18 protein-coding genes are annotated in these 17,426 nt (G+C 33.8%); 7 read left to right on the top strand and 11 right to left on the bottom strand.

The window, feature by feature from the left end:
- Nucleotides 1-4 precede the first annotated feature (4 nt).
- From PGH12_RS11230 to PGH12_RS11220, 3 genes are all read left to right on the top strand, one after another.
- Entirely contained in the window at nucleotides 5-259 is a 255-nt protein-coding gene (locus PGH12_RS11230; RefSeq protein WP_267596936.1) for a DUF3820 family protein, read from the top strand.
- A gap of 136 nt (nucleotides 260-395) precedes the next feature.
- Nucleotides 396-641, top strand: coding sequence for a hypothetical protein (locus PGH12_RS11225; RefSeq protein WP_267596836.1), 246 nt, complete (start codon nucleotides 396-398; stop codon nucleotides 639-641).
- Complete coding sequence (locus PGH12_RS11220; RefSeq protein WP_267596837.1) at nucleotides 641-1,705, top strand: hypothetical protein; 1,065 nt, start codon at nucleotides 641-643, stop codon at nucleotides 1,703-1,705. Before PGH12_RS11225 ends, PGH12_RS11220 begins: the two co-directional genes overlap by 1 nt.
- Nucleotides 1,706-1,741: 36 nt before the next feature.
- On the opposite strand, the gene uvrB is transcribed toward PGH12_RS11220, so the two are convergent.
- The 3 genes from uvrB to PGH12_RS11205 form a co-directional block, all read right to left on the bottom strand.
- Nucleotides 1,742-3,733, bottom strand: a complete 1,992-nt coding sequence (uvrB, locus tag PGH12_RS11215) for an excinuclease ABC subunit UvrB (protein WP_267596838.1) — start codon at nucleotides 3,731-3,733, stop codon at nucleotides 1,742-1,744.
- Nucleotides 3,734-3,940: 207 nt separating this feature from the next.
- A complete protein-coding gene (locus PGH12_RS11210) occupies nucleotides 3,941-5,755 on the bottom strand; it encodes a M56 family metallopeptidase (RefSeq protein ID WP_267596839.1) in 1,815 nt (604 codons plus the stop codon).
- Nucleotides 5,756-5,757: 2 nt separating this feature from the next.
- Entirely contained in the window at nucleotides 5,758-6,129 is a 372-nt protein-coding gene (locus PGH12_RS11205) for a BlaI/MecI/CopY family transcriptional regulator (protein WP_267596840.1), read from the bottom strand.
- 108 nt (nucleotides 6,130-6,237) lie between these two features.
- On the opposite strand from PGH12_RS11205, the gene PGH12_RS11200 reads away from it, so the two are divergent.
- Nucleotides 6,238-7,437 (top strand): PQQ-dependent sugar dehydrogenase, encoded by a 1,200-nt coding sequence (locus tag PGH12_RS11200; protein ID WP_267596841.1) that lies wholly within the window; start codon nucleotides 6,238-6,240, stop codon nucleotides 7,435-7,437.
- A 113-nt stretch (nucleotides 7,438-7,550) separates the two neighbouring features.
- Here PGH12_RS11200 and PGH12_RS11195 read toward each other — a convergent pair whose 3' ends face one another.
- From PGH12_RS11195 to PGH12_RS11175, 5 genes are all read right to left on the bottom strand, one after another.
- The gene (locus PGH12_RS11195) at nucleotides 7,551-8,708 is read right to left on the bottom strand and encodes a pyridoxal phosphate-dependent aminotransferase (RefSeq protein ID WP_267596842.1); all 1,158 of its coding nucleotides are present in this window, start codon (nucleotides 8,706-8,708) and stop codon (nucleotides 7,551-7,553) included.
- 1 nt (nucleotide 8,709) lies between these two features.
- The gene (locus tag PGH12_RS11190) at nucleotides 8,710-9,795 is read right to left on the bottom strand and encodes an FAD-dependent oxidoreductase (RefSeq protein WP_267596843.1); all 1,086 of its coding nucleotides are present in this window, start codon (nucleotides 9,793-9,795) and stop codon (nucleotides 8,710-8,712) included.
- Between the two features lies 1 nt (nucleotide 9,796).
- Nucleotides 9,797-10,795 (bottom strand): DsbA family protein, encoded by a 999-nt coding sequence (locus PGH12_RS11185; protein WP_324290978.1) that lies wholly within the window; start codon nucleotides 10,793-10,795, stop codon nucleotides 9,797-9,799.
- 77 nt (nucleotides 10,796-10,872) lie between these two features.
- On the bottom strand, nucleotides 10,873-11,490 hold the full coding sequence (locus PGH12_RS11180; protein WP_267596844.1) for a DUF502 domain-containing protein: 618 nt from the start codon (nucleotides 11,488-11,490) through the stop codon (nucleotides 10,873-10,875).
- Between the two features lie 8 nt (nucleotides 11,491-11,498).
- A complete protein-coding gene (locus PGH12_RS11175) occupies nucleotides 11,499-12,080 on the bottom strand; it encodes a MiaE family protein (RefSeq protein WP_267596845.1) in 582 nt (193 codons plus the stop codon).
- Nucleotides 12,081-12,721: 641 nt separating this feature from the next.
- Between PGH12_RS11175 and PGH12_RS11170 the strand changes: the two genes are divergently transcribed.
- Nucleotides 12,722-12,955 carry a hypothetical protein gene (locus PGH12_RS11170; RefSeq protein ID WP_267596846.1) on the top strand — a complete coding sequence of 78 codons (234 nt, stop codon included), beginning with the start codon at nucleotides 12,722-12,724 and terminating at the stop codon, nucleotides 12,953-12,955.
- Nucleotides 12,956-12,989: 34 nt separating this feature from the next.
- Here the strand turns inward: PGH12_RS11170 and PGH12_RS11165 are convergent, their stop codons facing one another.
- Together PGH12_RS11165 and PGH12_RS11160 are read right to left on the bottom strand one after the other, a co-directional pair.
- Nucleotides 12,990-14,078, bottom strand: a complete 1,089-nt coding sequence (locus PGH12_RS11165) for an acyltransferase family protein (RefSeq protein ID WP_267596847.1) — start codon at nucleotides 14,076-14,078, stop codon at nucleotides 12,990-12,992.
- Between the two features lies 1 nt (nucleotide 14,079).
- Nucleotides 14,080-14,622, bottom strand: coding sequence for a hypothetical protein (locus PGH12_RS11160; protein ID WP_267596848.1), 543 nt, complete (start codon nucleotides 14,620-14,622; stop codon nucleotides 14,080-14,082).
- Nucleotides 14,623-14,784: 162 nt separating this feature from the next.
- Here PGH12_RS11160 and rplU point away from each other — a divergent pair, with 162 nt between their 5' ends.
- Both rplU and rpmA read left to right on the top strand, forming a co-directional pair.
- Nucleotides 14,785-15,162 carry a 50S ribosomal protein L21 gene (gene rplU / locus PGH12_RS11155; protein WP_263002820.1) on the top strand — a complete coding sequence of 126 codons (378 nt, stop codon included), beginning with the start codon at nucleotides 14,785-14,787 and terminating at the stop codon, nucleotides 15,160-15,162.
- 28 nt (nucleotides 15,163-15,190) lie between these two features.
- The gene (gene rpmA / locus PGH12_RS11150) at nucleotides 15,191-15,448 is read left to right on the top strand and encodes a 50S ribosomal protein L27 (protein ID WP_034677604.1); all 258 of its coding nucleotides are present in this window, start codon (nucleotides 15,191-15,193) and stop codon (nucleotides 15,446-15,448) included.
- Nucleotides 15,449-15,746: 298 nt separating this feature from the next.
- Here rpmA and PGH12_RS11145 read toward each other — a convergent pair whose 3' ends face one another.
- Nucleotides 15,747-17,357, bottom strand: coding sequence for a helix-turn-helix domain-containing protein (locus PGH12_RS11145; RefSeq protein WP_267596849.1), 1,611 nt, complete (start codon nucleotides 17,355-17,357; stop codon nucleotides 15,747-15,749).
- Nucleotides 17,358-17,426 lie beyond the last annotated feature (69 nt).

Below are 17,426 nucleotides of genomic sequence, written 5' to 3'. Positions count from 1 at the left end.
GGGAATAAATCCGGAAATATTGCAGGAGATCTGTGTGGTAAAAATGCCGTTCGGAAAATATCAGAATACGGTTTTGGCCGATCTGCCTATAAGTTACCTCGAATGGTTTCACAGGCAAGGAATGCCTAAAGGAAAATTAGGAATGCAACTGTCTACAGTTTATGAAATAAAACTGAACGGTTTGATGGATTTGCTTACGCCACTTCGGGGTGGAAAAGTAGAGTATCACAAACCCCTAACGAAGGTTTATAAGTTTTAAAAGTATTATTGTTTTTAATACGACATGTTTTGGCGTTAACATTAAATAATTTTGATAATATAAACAAGATTAAGTCGGAATTGATAAAAGTTATATATTTGTACAATAATATTTCAAATCTTTAAAAATTAAAATTATGGATTCAGTAATCAAATCACTATCGTCTATATTTATTTCATTTGGAGATATCTGGAATGTTTTTTTTAACGATATGGATATTTCAGATATCGAAAAGAAAAGAATTTTAAGGGATCCCGAAGACAGAAATACTTATCTTCAAAAATTAGAAGAATTACGTAATAGTAAAGAATCAAGTATTGAAGTTGAACTTAAAAATCATGATTCATTTACATTATATGTAGAAGATACCTTTTCAGAATAATGGAAAGCGTTAAATTTGCTTTAAGTAGTTTTCTACTTGTGTTTTTTATTTTATTTCCTGGAATTATTTTAAAAAGATCTTATTTTAGAGGTGAATTCACTAAGCAATTTAGTCAAGGAGATTTTTCAGATAGAATAATAACAACTTTTTTCTGGGGATGCATAGCGCAAATATTTATATTGTTGATATACAATCGAACAATTGATAACAGCGTTGACTTTGAATTTATTAGTAATTTAACAAATAGTTTTAATGAAGAATCAGATAAACCCTTTAAATTAAGTTTAGATAATAAAGATTCGCTACCCCTATTAGTTTATTTTTCACTTTTGGTAACTGTTCCTTTTACATTAGGTTTTTTAGGGTATCTACTTGTAAGATTTTTACATCTTGACCATTACACTAGTGCTTTTAGATTTGCAAATTATTGGTACTATTATTACTCGGGAGAAATAATTACAAGAAAAGAGTTTGAAAATGCATCCAACTCTAATCTTTTAGGTAAAAATGGAGTTGAGGAAGTTATAATTGATGTTGTTGTAAATAATGGCGATAGAAATGTACTCTATTCAGGTTTCTTTTCTCAATATACAATTTGTAAAACTACAAATAAATTAGAATCAATATTTCTTACAGCTGTTAGAAGGTATTCAAATTCTTCACAAGTTTTTGTGCCAATTAATAGTAGTATATTCCATATACCGGCTGAGAAAATATATAATTTAAATTTAAGATATATTGAGAAAAGTACTTCAAAAAGTCAAAGACGTAAAGAAAAATTTGTTATTTTATTTTTCATGTTATGTTTAGTCACCAATTTGATTTTGCCTTGGATTTATTTAAATAGTCAAGTTTTTGTAATTTTAAGTGGAATATTATTTGGGGTTATTAATATAATCTTTTTGACTGCTTTTCTATATAGCATTTTATTTTGGAGAAATAATGCGAACTCATCAAATATTACAATTACATCTGGAAGTAATAATTGGATTACACTTATTCTATATATCATTATAATAAGTTTTATATCTTTTATACAACTTAGAATATTTGACATTATATAACAAGATTTCCTTTACTCTAACAAAATTTAATCTAAATTATCCTTTCAAGGCAGCAATCTCATCTCTCAATTGTGCAGCTTTTATAAAATCTAAATTTTTCGCCGCGCCTTCCATTTCCTTTTGCTTTTGGGCAATAAGTTTCTCAACATCTTCAGTAGCGTAAGTAGCTTTCACATCTGCAACTTTTTGCAAAATTTGTTTCTGTGTATATTTTTCGTCAGGAAAATCTTTGCTTCTTCCAACCAAATTTTCTGAAATCTTTTTGTTTAATGCCATCGGAACTTTACCGTGTTCCTCATTGTAAGCCATCTGTTTTTGTCGGCGATATTCGGTTTCATCAATGGTAGACTGCATTGATTTTGTGATTTTATCTGCATAGAGAATAGCTCTTCCGTTTAGGTTTCTTGCTGCTCTTCCGACCGTCTGAATCATTGATCTTCTGCTTCTCAGCATTCCTTCTTTGTCGGCATCTAATATGGCTACTAAAGAAACTTCCGGTAAATCTAAACCTTCTCTTAGCAAATTGACACCAATTAGGACATCAAAAATTCCGAGACGAAGATCCTGCATGATCTGAATACGTTCTAAAGTTTCAACATCGGAGTGAATGTATCGTGTTCTTATTCCGAACTTTGTAAAATATTTAGTCAGTTCTTCAGCCATTTTTTTGGTTAAAGTTGTGACTAAAACTCGTTCGTCAATTTCTGCACGTTTTCTGATTTCTTCCATTAAATCATCAATCTGATTTAAAGAAGGACGAATTTCAATAATGGGATCTAAAAGTCCTGTTGGACGAATAATTTGTTCGATATATTCTCCGCCCGTTTTTTCCAGTTCGTAATCTGCAGGAGTTGCAGAAACATAAATAACCTGATTCTGAATGGCTTCAAATTCCTCAAATTTGAGAGGTCGGTTATCCATCGCGGCGGGAAGTCGGAATCCGTATTCTACCAAAGCTTCCTTACGACTTCTGTCACCGCCATACATAGCATGAACTTGCGGTACGGTAACGTGACTTTCATCAATCACCATCAGGTAATCTTTCGGGAAATAATCTAAAAGACAGAAAGGTCTTGAGCCTGGAAGTCTACCATCAAGATAACGCGAATAGTTTTCAATTCCTGAGCAGTAACCCAATTCTTTAATCATTTCAAGATCAAGTTCTGTTCTTTCCTGAAGTCTTTTTGATTCTAAAGGTTTCCCTATTTCAGAGAAAAAATCGACCTGTTTTACCATGTCGTCCTGAATATTTCTAATCGCTCCATTCAAAGTTTCTTTTGAAGTCACAAATAGGTTTGCAGGATAAATTTGAATCTGATCAAAATTTGCAGTTGTATTTCCTGAAACGGGATCAAAACTTTGAATCTTCTCAATTTCGTCCCCAAAAAACTGAATTCTCACGCCATTATCAGCGTAAGCGGGGAAAATGTCGACAACATCACCTTTCACACGAAACGTACCTCTTGAGAAGTCTGCCAACGTTCTGGAATATAAAGCATTAACTAAAGAGTGTAGAAGAGAAGTTCTGGTTGTCTTCTCACCAATTTGTAAAGAAATTAATGATTTATGAAACTCTGCGGGATTTCCGACACCATATATACATGATACTGAAGCAACGATCAAAACATCTCGTCTCCCTGAGAGCAAACTTGCAATCGCAGAAAGTCGCAGTTTTTCTACCTCTTCATTGATACTCAAATCCTTTTCGATATAAGTTCCTGAACTTGCGATGTAAGCTTCGGGCTGATAATAATCATAGTAACTCACAAAATATTCAACAGCGTTTTCGGGGAAGAATTCTTTAAACTCCATGAAAAGCTGCGCTGCTAAAGTTTTATTGTGTGCTAAAACTAAAGTTGGTTTTTGGGTATTATGAATAACATTGGCAACGGTAAAAGTTTTCCCGGAACCTGTCACCCCGAGTAAAGTCTGATATTTTTCACCGATTTCTAAACCTTCGGTCAGTTTTTCAATGGCTGTTGGTTGGTCTCCGGTTGGTTTATATTCTGATTGAAGCGTAAATTTCATACATCAAATTTATGAAATAAAAAATGCTGAGAAGAGGAGTGCGATCATAAATATTACATCAATTTTAATTCATCACGATTGATAAAATCATTGCTGTTTTTGTGCCTTGTTTGATAGCGTATTTAGTTTAAATTTTTCATTTAGATAAAAAACACCGTAAAGTTGCAACTTTACGGTGAGGCTTCACATCAATAGTGAAATTTATAATTACTGTGTTTTTATTGCTGACTCAAATTTCATTGTTAATGGAAGTTTGAATATGTATTTGACAGGGTTCCCGTCTTTTGTTGCAGGCTTCCATGTGATATTTTCGTTTGCCAGCCTTACAGCCTTGTATGCTTCGTTATTAAATATTTCATTGTTGCCCATTGTTTTTATATTAGAGACTTCTCCATTTTCATCAATAACAAACTGAATATCTGATCGTACAATTCCTTCATCACCTTTAAGAATGGAACCATTGAAATTCTGTGAAACTTTATTTCGCATAGCATTAATTCCACCTGGATATTCTGGTGTAGTTGTATATTCGTTTGAAACCTTTACAGGAGGGTCAATAGCCAAATCCTGTACATATCTTGCATCAGAAGTAGAAGTTGCAGACTTTTGCTCAATCAATTTTACATCTACAGTTTTCCGTGGTGTAATTGTATCCTGTGACAATGATTTTCTACTACTTGGAGAAGTTATATCAGAACTTATGAAAGCCATAACAGGTTTTTTTTCTTCAACATATTTTTTAAAATAAGCATTAGTCATTAAAGTCACAGAGAATGGCTTTGGACTGCTTTCGGTTATCGAATAATATGAAAAGTCTGAGCTTTTGTACTTTGCTAGTTCTGCATTACCAACTTGTCTACCATTAATTACGACTAAATATTTTCGCGCATTTGAAAAATCAATGATTTCTTTTGCTGTGGGAACTATCTTCTTGTAATCAGATAGATTTAAAAATATAATAGGTTGTTCGTTCTGTTGTTGATCACTAAGTTTGCCATAGAGTTCAGCAAGTTTCTGCTTCTCTTCATCTGAAATTTTCTTTTCAAATTCAGCGTATTCCTTCTTTTCAAGTAGTTTTGAGTATTTAGATAATATCTTTTTAAACTCAGTATATGGATCATCAGAAAGTATATTGCTTTCAACTAAATTTTCTGACGATGAATCATTCGCGTAAACTTTTTCTGCAAAGACCACCGTCAAAACTGCAAATGCAGGAATAGCCAAATATTTTTTCGCTTTCGCAAATTTTGAATTTGTTTTTGTCATCATAATAAATCTTTTTTTAGTGTTATTGAAATTGAATTGGTGTGTTAAATTTAAATTCTGTTGCTTAAGGACTTCTTTCAGAATGAGCTCCTGATAATTTTTAATGCCTGCGTTTTTAAGGATCACTTCTTCATCTGCCAAAAATTCATGATTGGTAATCATTGCATTTTTATAGAAATAAATAATTGGGTTGAACCATGAAAATGCTTTCAAAAACTCTATAAATAGTACGTCTAATGAATGTTTTTGCTTTACGTGAATCTCTTCATGAAGAAATATTCTGTCATCAATTTTTCCGTCTTTGTAATAATTCTTTGAAATGTAAATGACATTAAGAAAACTGAAAGGCGAGATCTGTTTTTCAAGTAAAACAACAGTTCTGTTCTGATATATAATTTTTCTACCTTTTAATGATTTGATTTTTATAATCAAATACATTATTTTCAAAACAAGGATTGCTGATATGATAAAGTAAGCGATCCAAAGTAATTGAAAGTAATCAAAAGCGTCGTTTTGAGCGGCAACCGGAGTTTGTTCGAATTGCTGTTGAATTTCTTGTTCAAAAAAAACAGCAGGTTTTTTCTTCTCAGTCTGTTCTGTCTGAATTGCTAAAAAAGGCACTGAATATGAGAAAACTAGCCCAAATAACAAGTAGAATCTATTGAAGGTAAGAGTTTTTTCTTTTGCCAAAAATAAATAGTAGAGACCAAGTACAATTCCTGAACAAAGAATTATTTTTAATATTATGGTTTCCATGGCTATTCTTTTATTTCTTTGTCGATAATTTCACGAAGTTCTTTTAACTGCTTTTGACTCAATTTTGTATTGGAAGTAAAAAACGATGCAAACTGAGTCACCGAACTGTTGAAAAATCGGTCAATCATAGAAGTCATTTCTTCCTTGAAATATTCACTTTTGGCAACCTTAGGAAAATATTCTCTTGAATTTCCATACAGTTTGTATCCCACAAGATCTTTGTTCTGCATTCTCTTCAGCAATGTTGCGACTGTTGTAGATGCTGGTTTTGGTTCAGGATAAGATTCTAAAATCTCTTTCATAAAAAGTTTCTCTTTTTCCCAAAGCATTTCCATTATGACTTCTTCTGAATCTGTAAGCTTTATTTCTTTCATGTTCTACTTATTTATATTTAGTTCTACAAATGTAGAATAAAAATTTAACTGAGCAAATTTTTATGGCATTATTTTTACATTCATCTCATAACCAACTAAATATTATTTATGAAAAAAATACTCCTACCCGTTTTTTTAGTTTCTGCTACGATGATCGTTTCATGTCAGGGAAAAGGGAAACCTAGCGAGCCGGCCGCGACACAGGAAAAAGCAAATACAGATTATAAACCTGCTTTTGAAGGGCAAACCCGAATAAAAGCTGTTAAAACAACCACACCTTACAATATTGAAATTTTAAATAAAGACTTAGGAAAACCCTGGGGAATTATCAATTTGCCAGACGGAAAATTTTTGATCACGGAAAAATCCGGTTTTATCAATCTCGTTTCTGCGGATGGCAAACAGGTTTCTAAAATTGAAGGTTTTCCTAAAGTTGACGATAAAGGTCAGGGTGGAATGCTTGATGTGGCTTTAGATCCTGATTTTAAGACAAATCAAATGATCTATTTTTCTTTTTCTGAACCTTCTGGAGACGGAAATCACACTGCGGTCGGCAAGGGAAAATTATCTGCAGATATAAAAAGTATTTCTCAGGTGCAAGTAATCTTCAGAGCGACACCTACTTATGATGGTGATAAACATTACGGAAGCCGCCTTGTTTTTGATAAAGACGGAAATCTGTTTGTAAGTACAGGCGAAAGATCAGATAAAGAAACAAGAGTTTACGCCCAGAAAACTGATAATTACTTAGGTAAAATTTTAAAAATTACAAGAGATGGAAAACCGGCTCCCGGAAATCCGTTCGTTGGAAAATCTGGATTTAAACCTGAAATTTATGCATATGGAATCAGAAACCCGCAAGGTATGGCAATTGATCCTTCAGGAAATCTTTGGGACATCGAAATGGGGCCGCGAGGTGGAGATGAAATTAACTTAATAAAACCAGGAAAAAATTATGGTTGGGGAGATGTTACTTATGGAATTGAGTATTCCGGACAGAAAATTAACAATGGAACCACTCAAAAAGAAGGAACAGAACAGCCTGTTTACTATTGGGATCCTGTAGTTTCACCAAGTGGAGTGACTTTCTACACAGGAAATATAGAGGAATGGAAAAACAATCTTTTTATCGCCTGTTTGAGCGGACAACACATCAACAGAATCGTGATGAAAGACAATAAAGTGGTCGGTGAAGAACGATTGCTTTTAGATCAAAAAGAAAGATTCAGAGATGTTTTGAATGGTTCTGATGGTAATCTTTATGGGATTACCGACAGCGGAAAACTTTACAAAGTCTCTAAGAAATAATTTCAGTCCCGAAGGGACGATTTAACAAAGAATAGGATATAATCCTATTCATAAATAACAAAAAAATGGTGTAAAATCTCAAGATGTTACACCATTTTAATTTTTAGAATTAATTAAAAACTTTTAATAATTCTATTCAGACCCTCTTCCAAAATTTCTCTGGAAGTAGAGAAGCAGATTCTGATATGACCTTCTGCGCCTTTTCCGAACCAGCGTTCAGAACCGGGAACGATGGCGACTTTTCCTTGCTGTAAAACGTGTTGAGCAAACTGGTCACTCGACATTCCGTTTTCAATTTTTGGGAAAATAACAAAAGTGGCTTCGGGAAGATTAGGCGTTAAAATCCCTGAATTGCTTAATATGCTGTGAGCCAAATCTCTGTTGTGTTGTAAATGCGTCAGGAAATCATTAAACCAAGGTTTTGCTCGGTCTATCGCTACACTTGCAGCAATTTGTGACAAAGTAGAAACACCTTCAATCGTAGAATTGAAGTGAGATTTTTCTGTGAAATCATCCAGCAATTCCTGATCGTTGCATAAAACCGCACCAATTCTTAAGCCTGCAATTCCAAATGATTTTGAAAATCCAAAAACGGTAAAACTTTTCTTTTTAGCTTCTTCAGAAACAGATGAATACGTATTGAATTCTCTTTTATCGTAAACAATATCACTCCAGATCTCATCACTCATTACCCAAAGATCATGAGCTGATGCAATTTCAGATATTTTCTTCAAAATTTCTTTAGAATAAACTCGTCCTACCGGATTGTGAGGATTGCAGATGCTGATTAATTTCGTCTTTGGACCGATTAATGAGACCAAAGTCTCAAAATCAATATCTCCTGTTTGAGAATCAACCGGACATAGTTTTAAAACTCCGCCAACCGCATCGACCGTTTTTTTAAATAAAAAATCAACCGGATCAAAGATAATTGCCTCATCTCCCGGATTTAAGACATATTTAGCAACCATAAACATTCCCATTGCGGCACTGTTGACTGCCAATATATTTTCGGGAACGAAATTTCCGTTTTTCCCTGTGTTAAAATGTTCTGAAACACTTTTTTTAAACTCAGGTAATCCTGAAAACGGACCGTAACTCAAGTATCCGTCTTTTATATATTCTATAATGCCTTGCTCAATTTCGGTAGACATTCTGAAATCCGGATCGGCAGCTGTAAGAGGGATAATTCCGTCTTCTAAAGTTGCCCATCTTCCGTTGTAGGCCTTTTTTTTGAGAGCCTCAAAATTTATATCTGTATTATTAAACATATTATTTGTAAGATATTGGTAAAGAATCTTTTGGTTGTTCGTTCACTGGCAGCAAAAACTGTTCAAGTAATATTCTTCCGTTTTTGATGTGAATTTCTATTTCAGGTTTTCTTTCCTGTTCATATTTTTCAAAGGTTTCCTGTAGCTCTTTGTTTTCTAATAAAAGCTGTGTAAGAATAAAAGAATCTTTCAGAGCCGAAGTTACTCCCTGACTTGTAAAAGGAATCAAAGGATGGGCTGCATCGCCCAAAAATGCAATATTTTCGTGATAAAAAGGATTCAGTTTTTCCAATTCATAAACTCTCCATATGTGCGCATTTTCGTAGCTTGATTCTTTGACAATTGAAGAAACCAAAGGATTCCAGTTTCCGAAATTAGTCAGCATAAATTGCTTAATTTCTTCCGGCGTATCGTTTTCGTTAATGGTGTATTTAAAAGTATCAAACTGGCAATACCATAAAATCTTGGTTGGAGACAATTTTAAAACTCCGAAAGTCAATCCGCCATCTTCATGGTGAAATTTATGAAAATTACCTTCTATCTGACTGGCAATTTCTTCGTTTTCGATAATGTTGACTACCTCATTTTCTCTTACCGCTTTCATCACTTCGTCTTTAAAGATCGCTCTTCTGATTCTGCTTCTTGAACCGTCTGATGCGATGACAACTTCTGCCTGTAATTTTGTCTTATCTTCAAATTCAAGTTCGGCTTTTCCTTCAGTAAAACCTGTGAAATTAAGCGTATTTTTGTAAGAAATTTTATCAGCCGGAATGTTTTGACTTAAAACTTCTATCAAAGTGCTTCTCGAAATGACAAAAACATTGTCTAAATCTTTCTCTGACAGAACGTTTCCTTTATGACAGTAATGAATGTATTTTTTCAGAAAACTGCCTTTGGTATAAAGATCGTTGATATCAATGATTTCTGAAAGATGTTCGATTCCTTCTTTTGGCAGGATAAATCCGTGACCTTTTAAGTCGTCTTTTGTACGTCTTTCGTAAAGATGGTAGTCGATATTATTTTTTTCTAAATAATTGGCCATGCTTAATCCTGAAACGCCGGCTCCTACAATTGCAACTTTGCTCATTTTAGTTAGAATTTACATTTAAAATCCACAGATCACCATTTTTGATTTGTTTTCTTTCCAATTTTTTTTCGGTATTTAAATTCAATAAAAACTCCTGAGATTTTTCGAATGAAATATTAGAAAGTACTGCAAATTCCTGTGTTGTCAATGTCGGGTAAACTGCAAACAAATTTTGCCAATCTTTAGAATAGTCTTTTTTCTTTGTTGCAGGATCGATCTTTTTTACTCTCTTCTCAAATTCTTCGTAAGGTTTAAAACCATAAAGAACATCCAGCATTTCGTCATCTTTAACGAAGATCAAAGTAGGAAAACCTCTTACGCCCAATTGTTTTCCCAGATCAAGATCTTTTTTAAATTCGATTTGAGCCTTAGATTCATAATCATCTTTCCACTGGCTAACATCTAGTTTTGCTAAAGCTGCAGCTTTTTCGAGATGTTCATCTTTCGTGATATTTAATTTATCTAAGAAAACCATTTCGCGAAGAATTCGTAAAAATACGATGGCTTTCTTTTCATCCTGCATTTGTGCCGCTTTGAAAGCGATTGATGGCGGATATGAAGAGTTTAAAGGATCTTCAATCCAGACTCCGCCGTCGATTGGCATTTTGTAATGAGGGCTTACTTCTTCCCAATGTCCTGCAACATCACTCGGTTTGCTTATTCCACCAGAATTGTAGATATCCCAGGAAGGCAAAAGTCCGCCCATTCTGTAATCAATTTCAACGGCATCGCCATATTCCAGCTTAAATTTTCTGAGTTGAGCTTCGATTCCCCAACAAGATGAGCAGATAGGATCTGTATAATAAATGATTTTGATTTTATCGGTTTTTGCTGTTGTAAATTCAGCGGAAGACGATTCGTCAGTGGGTGTTTCGAGAATTTCGCACACACCTTTTTCGTAGTCACAATTGAGAAGAGGATTATTATTCATAGTAGTAAAATGATTAGCATTAAAAAAATTAAGAAGTATAGACAGAACTGTCATGAGAGCTGTATCCATCGTAAAGAATTTTGATTTAACATAATAATTAAAGAAAGAAATGATACGAAATCAAATCTACTGATATTATATTAAATCTACTCCGGAGCTTTAAATACGTTGTCGTCTGAATGAAAACCTGCTACACCGCCACTTACTGCAAATTTCATTGCTGTGGCAGCCGTCATGCCAATTACAGGCTTGATGTTTTTCTCGGCGGTTACAATTACCCAACCCGAGATTGCGTAAGAATGCGGAAGATATACCGCAACGAAATCATGTTTATGAACGTCTGACATATCTTTCTGCGTGAGGAAGCCAATTCTCCAGATCTCCGGATTTTCATTGGTTTTTACCCAGACAGGATCGTTAAATTTTTTCTTATCACCTACAAATGAAGACATTACGTCTTTTGTGGGTGAATAGATGTGTTTGATACCCGGAGTTCTTTCTAAGACGCGATCAATGGCGTCTACAAAGAATCTACCGACCACAAATTTGTTTCCGAGATACCCTAAAATTGCGGTAACTAAAAGCGTTGAAACAAATACCAATCCCGGTATTTCTCTAGCTACAGAAGGTATAATGTTGTCGATGGATGAGATAACATACCAAATTACAAATATTGTTAATCCGATGGGGCCAATAATTAAAAGTCCCTGAAAGAAGTTTTTCAGGAAGAAATTGGTCAGATTTTCAAATGTAAGTTTTTTCAATGTTGTACTTATCCGTGGATTGTTTCTCTATTACCGTAAGATTTAATGATTTTAGCTTCATACTCCAGCCATTCTTCCCAGCGCTTATTTACTGCTTCGGGCTTACCCAATTGTCTTGCAAAACCTATAAATGTGGTGTAATGATTTGCTTCAGAAATCATTAATTCTTTATAAAATGTTTTTAATTCTTCGTCTTTAATATTTTCTGTTAAAACTTTAAATCTCTCACAGCTTCTTGCTTCAATCATCGCTGCAAAAAGCATTTTATCAACAATTAAAGTATCTCTGTGTCCTCCTTTTTGAATGAAATTCACCAATTCGTTCACATAATCGTCTTTCCTCGTACGTCCAAAAGTGTAACCGCGTTTTTTAATAATTTCTAAAACCTGTCCGAAATGTTCCAACTCTTCCTGGGCAATTGCCAAAAGTTCGGTCACGATGTCCGGACGTTCCGGCAGCATAGTGATCAGTCCGATAGCATTGGTAGCAGCTTTTTGTTCGCACCACGCATGATCGGTCAGAATTTCCTGAATGTTGTCTTCTGCAATGTTTGCCCACCTTGGATCGGTGGGAAGTTTCAACTTAAACATGATTTTTATTTTTTATCTAAAAGACTCTTTAATAAAGCAATTTGTTCGTCTTTTTCTTAGTCTCAGTCTTTTTGACCAATTTTTATCTACTATTTGTATGTAACAAAGATATTTAAAATTTTGTTATCGTGATCAAAACAATGATTATCAAAAATGTTTAAAGAAAATTCGTTAGGGCAAGGCTTTTATTTTAATGTGGTATTAGATAAAAACGAAAAACCTATAGCTACGTACTACGCAACTGATGGAAATAAGGAGATTTCAAATAGTACAGTCGAGAATCTTAAGATACTTATATTTGATACCAAGCCAGCTGTAGCATCTGTAAACAAGACTATAATGCAATGCGTAACGAAGTGCCGCCGTACAAATAACTGTTATGATAAACCCACATCTACTGGCGTTTTACTGTGCTAATTTGAGTGTGGCGTTGAATGTTCTTAAACTTAAATCAAGTGATCATGCGGGCGAGGAAGCGTGTGAAAATAAATGATTGTAAAAGATACCGTTTTACTAATGTAAGGCAGTTTTAATACACATAATCATTTATTTCTAATGAATTTCTATTTGTAGAATTATATGATCGTAATCATCTGTGGCATAATGTTGGATTAAGAAAAAATACATTAAAATCTTAAATCATGAATACTACATTAATTACAAAAAATTTGCAAAAATTCGCATTTACAATGCTTGCTATGTTCATCAGTATCGCATCTTGGGCTCAAGATTCTGTTCCTGTAACTACCTCAACAAAAACTACAACAACTGAAGAATGGTATATGGATCCTACCTATCTTATCATTGGTGGAGTTGTTTTGATCGTGGTAATCGCGTTGCTGGTACGTGGTGGCGGAAGAGGAACAAGAGACTAAACTTGTTTGTAAAAAAATATTGCCGCTCAGTAAATTACTGAGCGGTTTTTTTTCTTAAAAATTCTAAAAAATTCCATCCAAGAGTATCGAATTTCTTTAATGCTGTTGCTATGACGAACGCTAGAATAACGTTAATAATGTAAATAATGATCATCAAAACCCACCAAGGCATTAGATCTTTCATCGGAACGACTAAAAAATAGACGAGTGACGAACTGATTCCCTGTCCGAAATAAAAGAAAATCGCATTCTTCCCGATATAAGTGACGAAACTTTCTTTTGCGATTTTCAGTCTGTTGTAAAAAACAAATAAAGTGGTGAGTGAAAAGAAAGTCCAGATGATGTAAGCTGTTTGCGGTGGAAATTTCTTTTTATTAATTTTAAAGAACACTTCATTTCCGTAATACCAGAACATCCAGGCCAAAGCGGCTGCAACTAATCCGTAAAGTACGGGGATCATTTTTGTCGGGATTTTTTTGCCCCGCATTCTGTTTCCTACCAGAAAGACAGCCATATAAAAAGCTACGTAACCTACTTGTCCGCTGGGATAAATGTCCGGAAAAATATTAAATATTAACGTTAATGCAATACAGATTCCGATAAACCAATTGATATGTTTTGGAAAAAATTTTAGGATTAAAACTCCGAAAACCGTTAAAATGAAATATACTTTAAGATACCAAAAGCTTCCCATTACAACAGGAAAAGTATCTGCATTTGAGTATTCGTGAAGATACCAATTTCCGAGATTCTGCCATTGCGGAGCTGTCGAAATGTTGGTTGCAGAATATTTTGTTCCGAAAGTAGAGTAGAACTTCTGCAGCCATTCCAGAGAAAAGAAGGCGAGCCCGAATATTTTAAAAAAATAATCTAAGAAAAACAGCAGCGTTACGAAAATCATGTACGTAATCTGTAGTTTTAGTAATCTGTATAAGGTCTTTTCGATATTTGATCCGGACGTAATTCCGCTTAAAGCATAAAAAAGCGCAACGTCAAAAACCAAAGAAAAAACTCTTATCTCAGGAATTATATAAAACTGCCCAGACCAAAAAGCGGTATGAATAAATATAATAGAAAGTGTGGCTAAACCTTTCGCAAAATCAATGTAGAGATCTCTGTTCATACTATTGAGGTAAATCGCGTGTAACTTTTTCTAATTTGTCGTAGTTGAAGAAATATAAGCTTCCTTCCCAATCCGGTTTTGCTTTTTTCTCGATTCCTCGTAATTCATTTGCGAAAAGTCTGTGATATCGTACAGGATACCAAGATTTATAAGAATCGTTATCAATTGAATATAGTGGCTCTTTGAAAACCTCCGAACGTTGATCAGTTGTCTTTTGAAGATGAGAATAGCCTTCCATTACAAGAAAAAGTTTGTAATCGTTTTCTTTTGCAAATCTTTCATAATTTGACATCGGAAGACAATATTGTGAAGTGCAGCCATTTGTAAAAATGTAAACCATAGATTTTGGGTGTTTGGCTAATTCCGTTTTCAGTTGTTGTCCGTTGATTTTATAAATTTTGGTATTGTCAATATTTGAAAAATCTTTCAGCGGAACGATTTGAGTTTTTTCTTCGTCAGACAATTTTTTATAGTCATTCGTTACACCATATACAGTGCATGAAGTCAGCGAAATAAGGCTAAAGAAAAATAATAAATATCTCATGGGTATTTTTTTCAAAAGTACAATTTATTAGCAATAATATTTTCTCTAATTAAGTTTTTAGTCAGGTTTGGTGAAAAATCTTATAAAATTTGAAATATGTATTATTTAATTGAAATAAAATCAGTACATTTGCACCTCGAATTAACTAAAAATTTATAGACAATGTTTGCAATTGTAGAAATAGCAGGGCTTCAATATAAAGTTGAGCAAGACCAGAAGTTGTTTGTGAACCGTTTGAAAGGAGATAAAGGAGGAAAAGTATCTTTCGATAAAATCTTACTTACTGTAAACGGAGCAATCACTGTAGGCGCCCCAGCTGTAAGCGGTATCACTGTAGAGGCAGAGATCCTTGACCACGTAAAAGCTGATAAAGTAATCGTCTTCAAAAAGAAAAGAAGAAAAGGTTATGAAGTAAAGAATGGTCACAGACAATCTTTAACTCAGATTCAAATTACTGGTATTACAGGATTTGAAGGTAAAAAAGCAGAGAAGCCTGCTAAAAAAACAACTAAAAAAGCTGACGCTGAAAGCGCAGAATAATTGTTAAACCAAAAAACCTTAAAATAAAATGGCACACAAGAAAGGAGTTGGTAGTTCCAAAAACGGTAGAGAATCTCATTCTAAAAGATTAGGTGTGAAGATTTTCGGTGGACAAGACGCTATTGCTGGTAACATTATTATCAGACAAAGAGGTACTCAACATCACCCAGGTGAGAATGTTGGTATGGGTAAAGATCACACTTTGCATGCACTTGTTGACGGTAAAGTAGTTTTCAGAAAGAAAGCAAACAACAGATCTTACGTATCTATTGAGCCAAACGCATAGTCTTAGATTAGCGTTTCATAAAAATAAAAATCCTCAGCATTTTGTTGAGGATTTTTTGTGCTTTAAATTTAGTAGAGCAAAATGTAAATCTGATCATATAGATAATAGTTGCATTCTTTTTTCTATAAGGAAAATAATTAGATAAGCCGCGTAAATATTTTGCTGTCTGCATTTAGTTTCGCGACGTCATTTCTGTTCAGTAAAGTTTTTTTAGTCTACATCACTTGTGTCGACTATGAGATATTGCTCATCGAAAGAAAAGTTTTAAATAAATATGAGCTTAAAGTAATCTGCAATCTTAAAGTGCAACCTGCTGCTCGGCAAAATCTTTTTTCAGGCTCTCAATAAAGTAAGATGGGGTAACACCCGTTTCTTGTTTGAAGATTTTCGCAAAAACCACTCTTGATGAAAAGCCGCTTTCTTCTGCTAAGTAACTGATTTTGTATTCGCGATAAACAGCATTCTCATAAAGTTTGTTTGTGATATACTCGATCCTCAAGCTGTTGAGATAATTATTAAAGTTTTTACCCTTGTGCTGCTTTATTATTTCTGAAAGATACCTTGTGTTCGTATTAAGCTCATTGGCGATAGACGTGAGTGTAAGGTCTTTTCTAATAAACTTTTGGGATTTCTCAAATTTGTTAAGCTTAAGCAGAATTGCATTTACCGTATCGTCCGTAATACCAATGTTCTTGTCTGGTGTACTCTCAATGGGTATTATTTTGGCGATTTGAGGCGTTTTATTCGTGCTTTCAATCGTATCTATTATTGCTTTGTACTTTTTGTGGAGCAGATTTTGGTTACGCTTCCAGAAAAACCAGCCGGCTAATAAGAGAGCAATAATGATGGCACATACAATAAAAATAATCTTTTTAATGTCGTCATTATGAATTTTCCCTTGTTCATTGACGATTTGTTTAACAGGAGTGTTGATTGTTTTCTTTTCGGTATTTACAAGACTGTCATTTAGTTTCGTGTAAAGATTCATGTATTTTTGTGAATCTTTTTTGTCCCCGAGTTCTACAAAAGATTTAAAGTATACCTCATATATATCACGTCGAATATACGGAGTACTCATTCCTTTTTCCAATGCTTCAGCTTGTGCTGCATAAACTGTCGCTTCTTTATACATTTTCTGATCATAATAAAACCAAGCAAATTCGTTTAAAACTGTAATTTCAAGATTTTTATTGATGCTGTATTTATTATTACGACAGATATCCAAAGATTTTGACAGGTACATTTCAGCATCTTTTGTTTTGTTTATATGAACGCTCATCATTCCTAAATTCATGTAAGAGAGCGCCAGATTGTGGTATTTTTTATTAATGAAATCTTTATTTTCCTGAATTTTCATGGTGCTTTCCATAGATTTTTTTTCATAAAGAAAAATTGTGTCTATCGGAGCATCGATGTGAGCATAATACGTTCCAATGCCAGTATATATAAGAGCGGTGAGATAGTTTTTATCATTTTGAGATTCGATCTTCCCGGCAATATCCAATGATTTTTTAAAGTCAATAATACTTTGTTCATTAAATCCTAATTCAGTTAGTGCAGAAGCTTTTAGCCTGTATGTATTTGATAAATGAATATTGTCTTCAGCTTCTGCAGCTAATTTTTCAGCCTTGTCGCTAAGCTCTATGACTTTTTTGAAATTTCCTACATCAAAATACTTGGCCATAAGAACCATTGTACTTTCTAAAATTCCCTTTTTGTAATTAATACTTTCTGCATTCTTATTTATTTCTAAAAATGTAGTGATAGCTTCGTTGTGGTCTATAGCCTTTTTCTTCCCTAAAACTATTTCTCTGTCAATGCTTTCTTTGGTAATTGTTCTGTTGCTGTTCTGTGCGCTGTAGCAACCGAAGAATATGCAAAGTAATAAAAGAAGTGTTTTTTTCATCATGTTGAGTAGGTTTCAAGACGGTCAGTTTTAGATAATAATAATTCTGATAAATAAGTGTAATATATTCAG

The organism is Chryseobacterium sp. CY350, from assembly GCF_027945075.1.
In the GTDB taxonomy this organism is placed as follows: Bacteria; Bacteroidota; Bacteroidia; order Flavobacteriales; family Weeksellaceae; genus Chryseobacterium.
This window is presented reverse-complemented; position numbering and strand designations above follow the sequence as displayed.

Excerpts from the sequence above, each read along its gene's own strand:
- PGH12_RS11225 (WP_267596836.1), top strand. The coding sequence starts at position 396 with ATGGATTCAGTAATCAAATCACTATCGTCTATATTTATTTCATTTGGA.
- PGH12_RS11220 (WP_267596837.1), top strand. The coding sequence starts at position 641 with ATGGAAAGCGTTAAATTTGCTTTAAGTAGTTTTCTACTTGTGTTTTTT.
- uvrB (WP_267596838.1), bottom strand. The coding sequence starts at position 3,733 with ATGAAATTTACGCTTCAATCAGAATATAAACCAACCGGAGACCAACCA.
- PGH12_RS11210 (WP_267596839.1), bottom strand. The coding sequence starts at position 5,755 with ATGGAAACCATAATATTAAAAATAATTCTTTGTTCAGGAATTGTACTT.
- PGH12_RS11205 (WP_267596840.1), bottom strand. The coding sequence starts at position 6,129 with ATGAAAGAAATAAAGCTTACAGATTCAGAAGAAGTCATAATGGAAATG.
- PGH12_RS11200 (WP_267596841.1), top strand. The coding sequence starts at position 6,238 with ATGAAAAAAATACTCCTACCCGTTTTTTTAGTTTCTGCTACGATGATC.
- PGH12_RS11195 (WP_267596842.1), bottom strand. The coding sequence starts at position 8,708 with ATGTTTAATAATACAGATATAAATTTTGAGGCTCTCAAAAAAAAGGCC.
- PGH12_RS11190 (WP_267596843.1), bottom strand. The coding sequence starts at position 9,795 with ATGAGCAAAGTTGCAATTGTAGGAGCCGGCGTTTCAGGATTAAGCATG.
- PGH12_RS11185 (WP_324290978.1), bottom strand. The coding sequence starts at position 10,795 with ATGGATACAGCTCTCATGACAGTTCTGTCTATACTTCTTAATTTTTTT.
- PGH12_RS11175 (WP_267596845.1), bottom strand. The coding sequence starts at position 12,080 with ATGTTTAAGTTGAAACTTCCCACCGATCCAAGGTGGGCAAACATTGCA.
- PGH12_RS11170 (WP_267596846.1), top strand. The coding sequence starts at position 12,722 with ATGAATACTACATTAATTACAAAAAATTTGCAAAAATTCGCATTTACA.
- PGH12_RS11165 (WP_267596847.1), bottom strand. The coding sequence starts at position 14,078 with ATGAACAGAGATCTCTACATTGATTTTGCGAAAGGTTTAGCCACACTT.
- PGH12_RS11160 (WP_267596848.1), bottom strand. The coding sequence starts at position 14,622 with ATGAGATATTTATTATTTTTCTTTAGCCTTATTTCGCTGACTTCATGC.
- rplU (WP_263002820.1), top strand. The coding sequence starts at position 14,785 with ATGTTTGCAATTGTAGAAATAGCAGGGCTTCAATATAAAGTTGAGCAA.
- rpmA (WP_034677604.1), top strand. The coding sequence starts at position 15,191 with ATGGCACACAAGAAAGGAGTTGGTAGTTCCAAAAACGGTAGAGAATCT.
- PGH12_RS11145 (WP_267596849.1), bottom strand. The coding sequence starts at position 17,357 with ATGATGAAAAAAACACTTCTTTTATTACTTTGCATATTCTTCGGTTGC.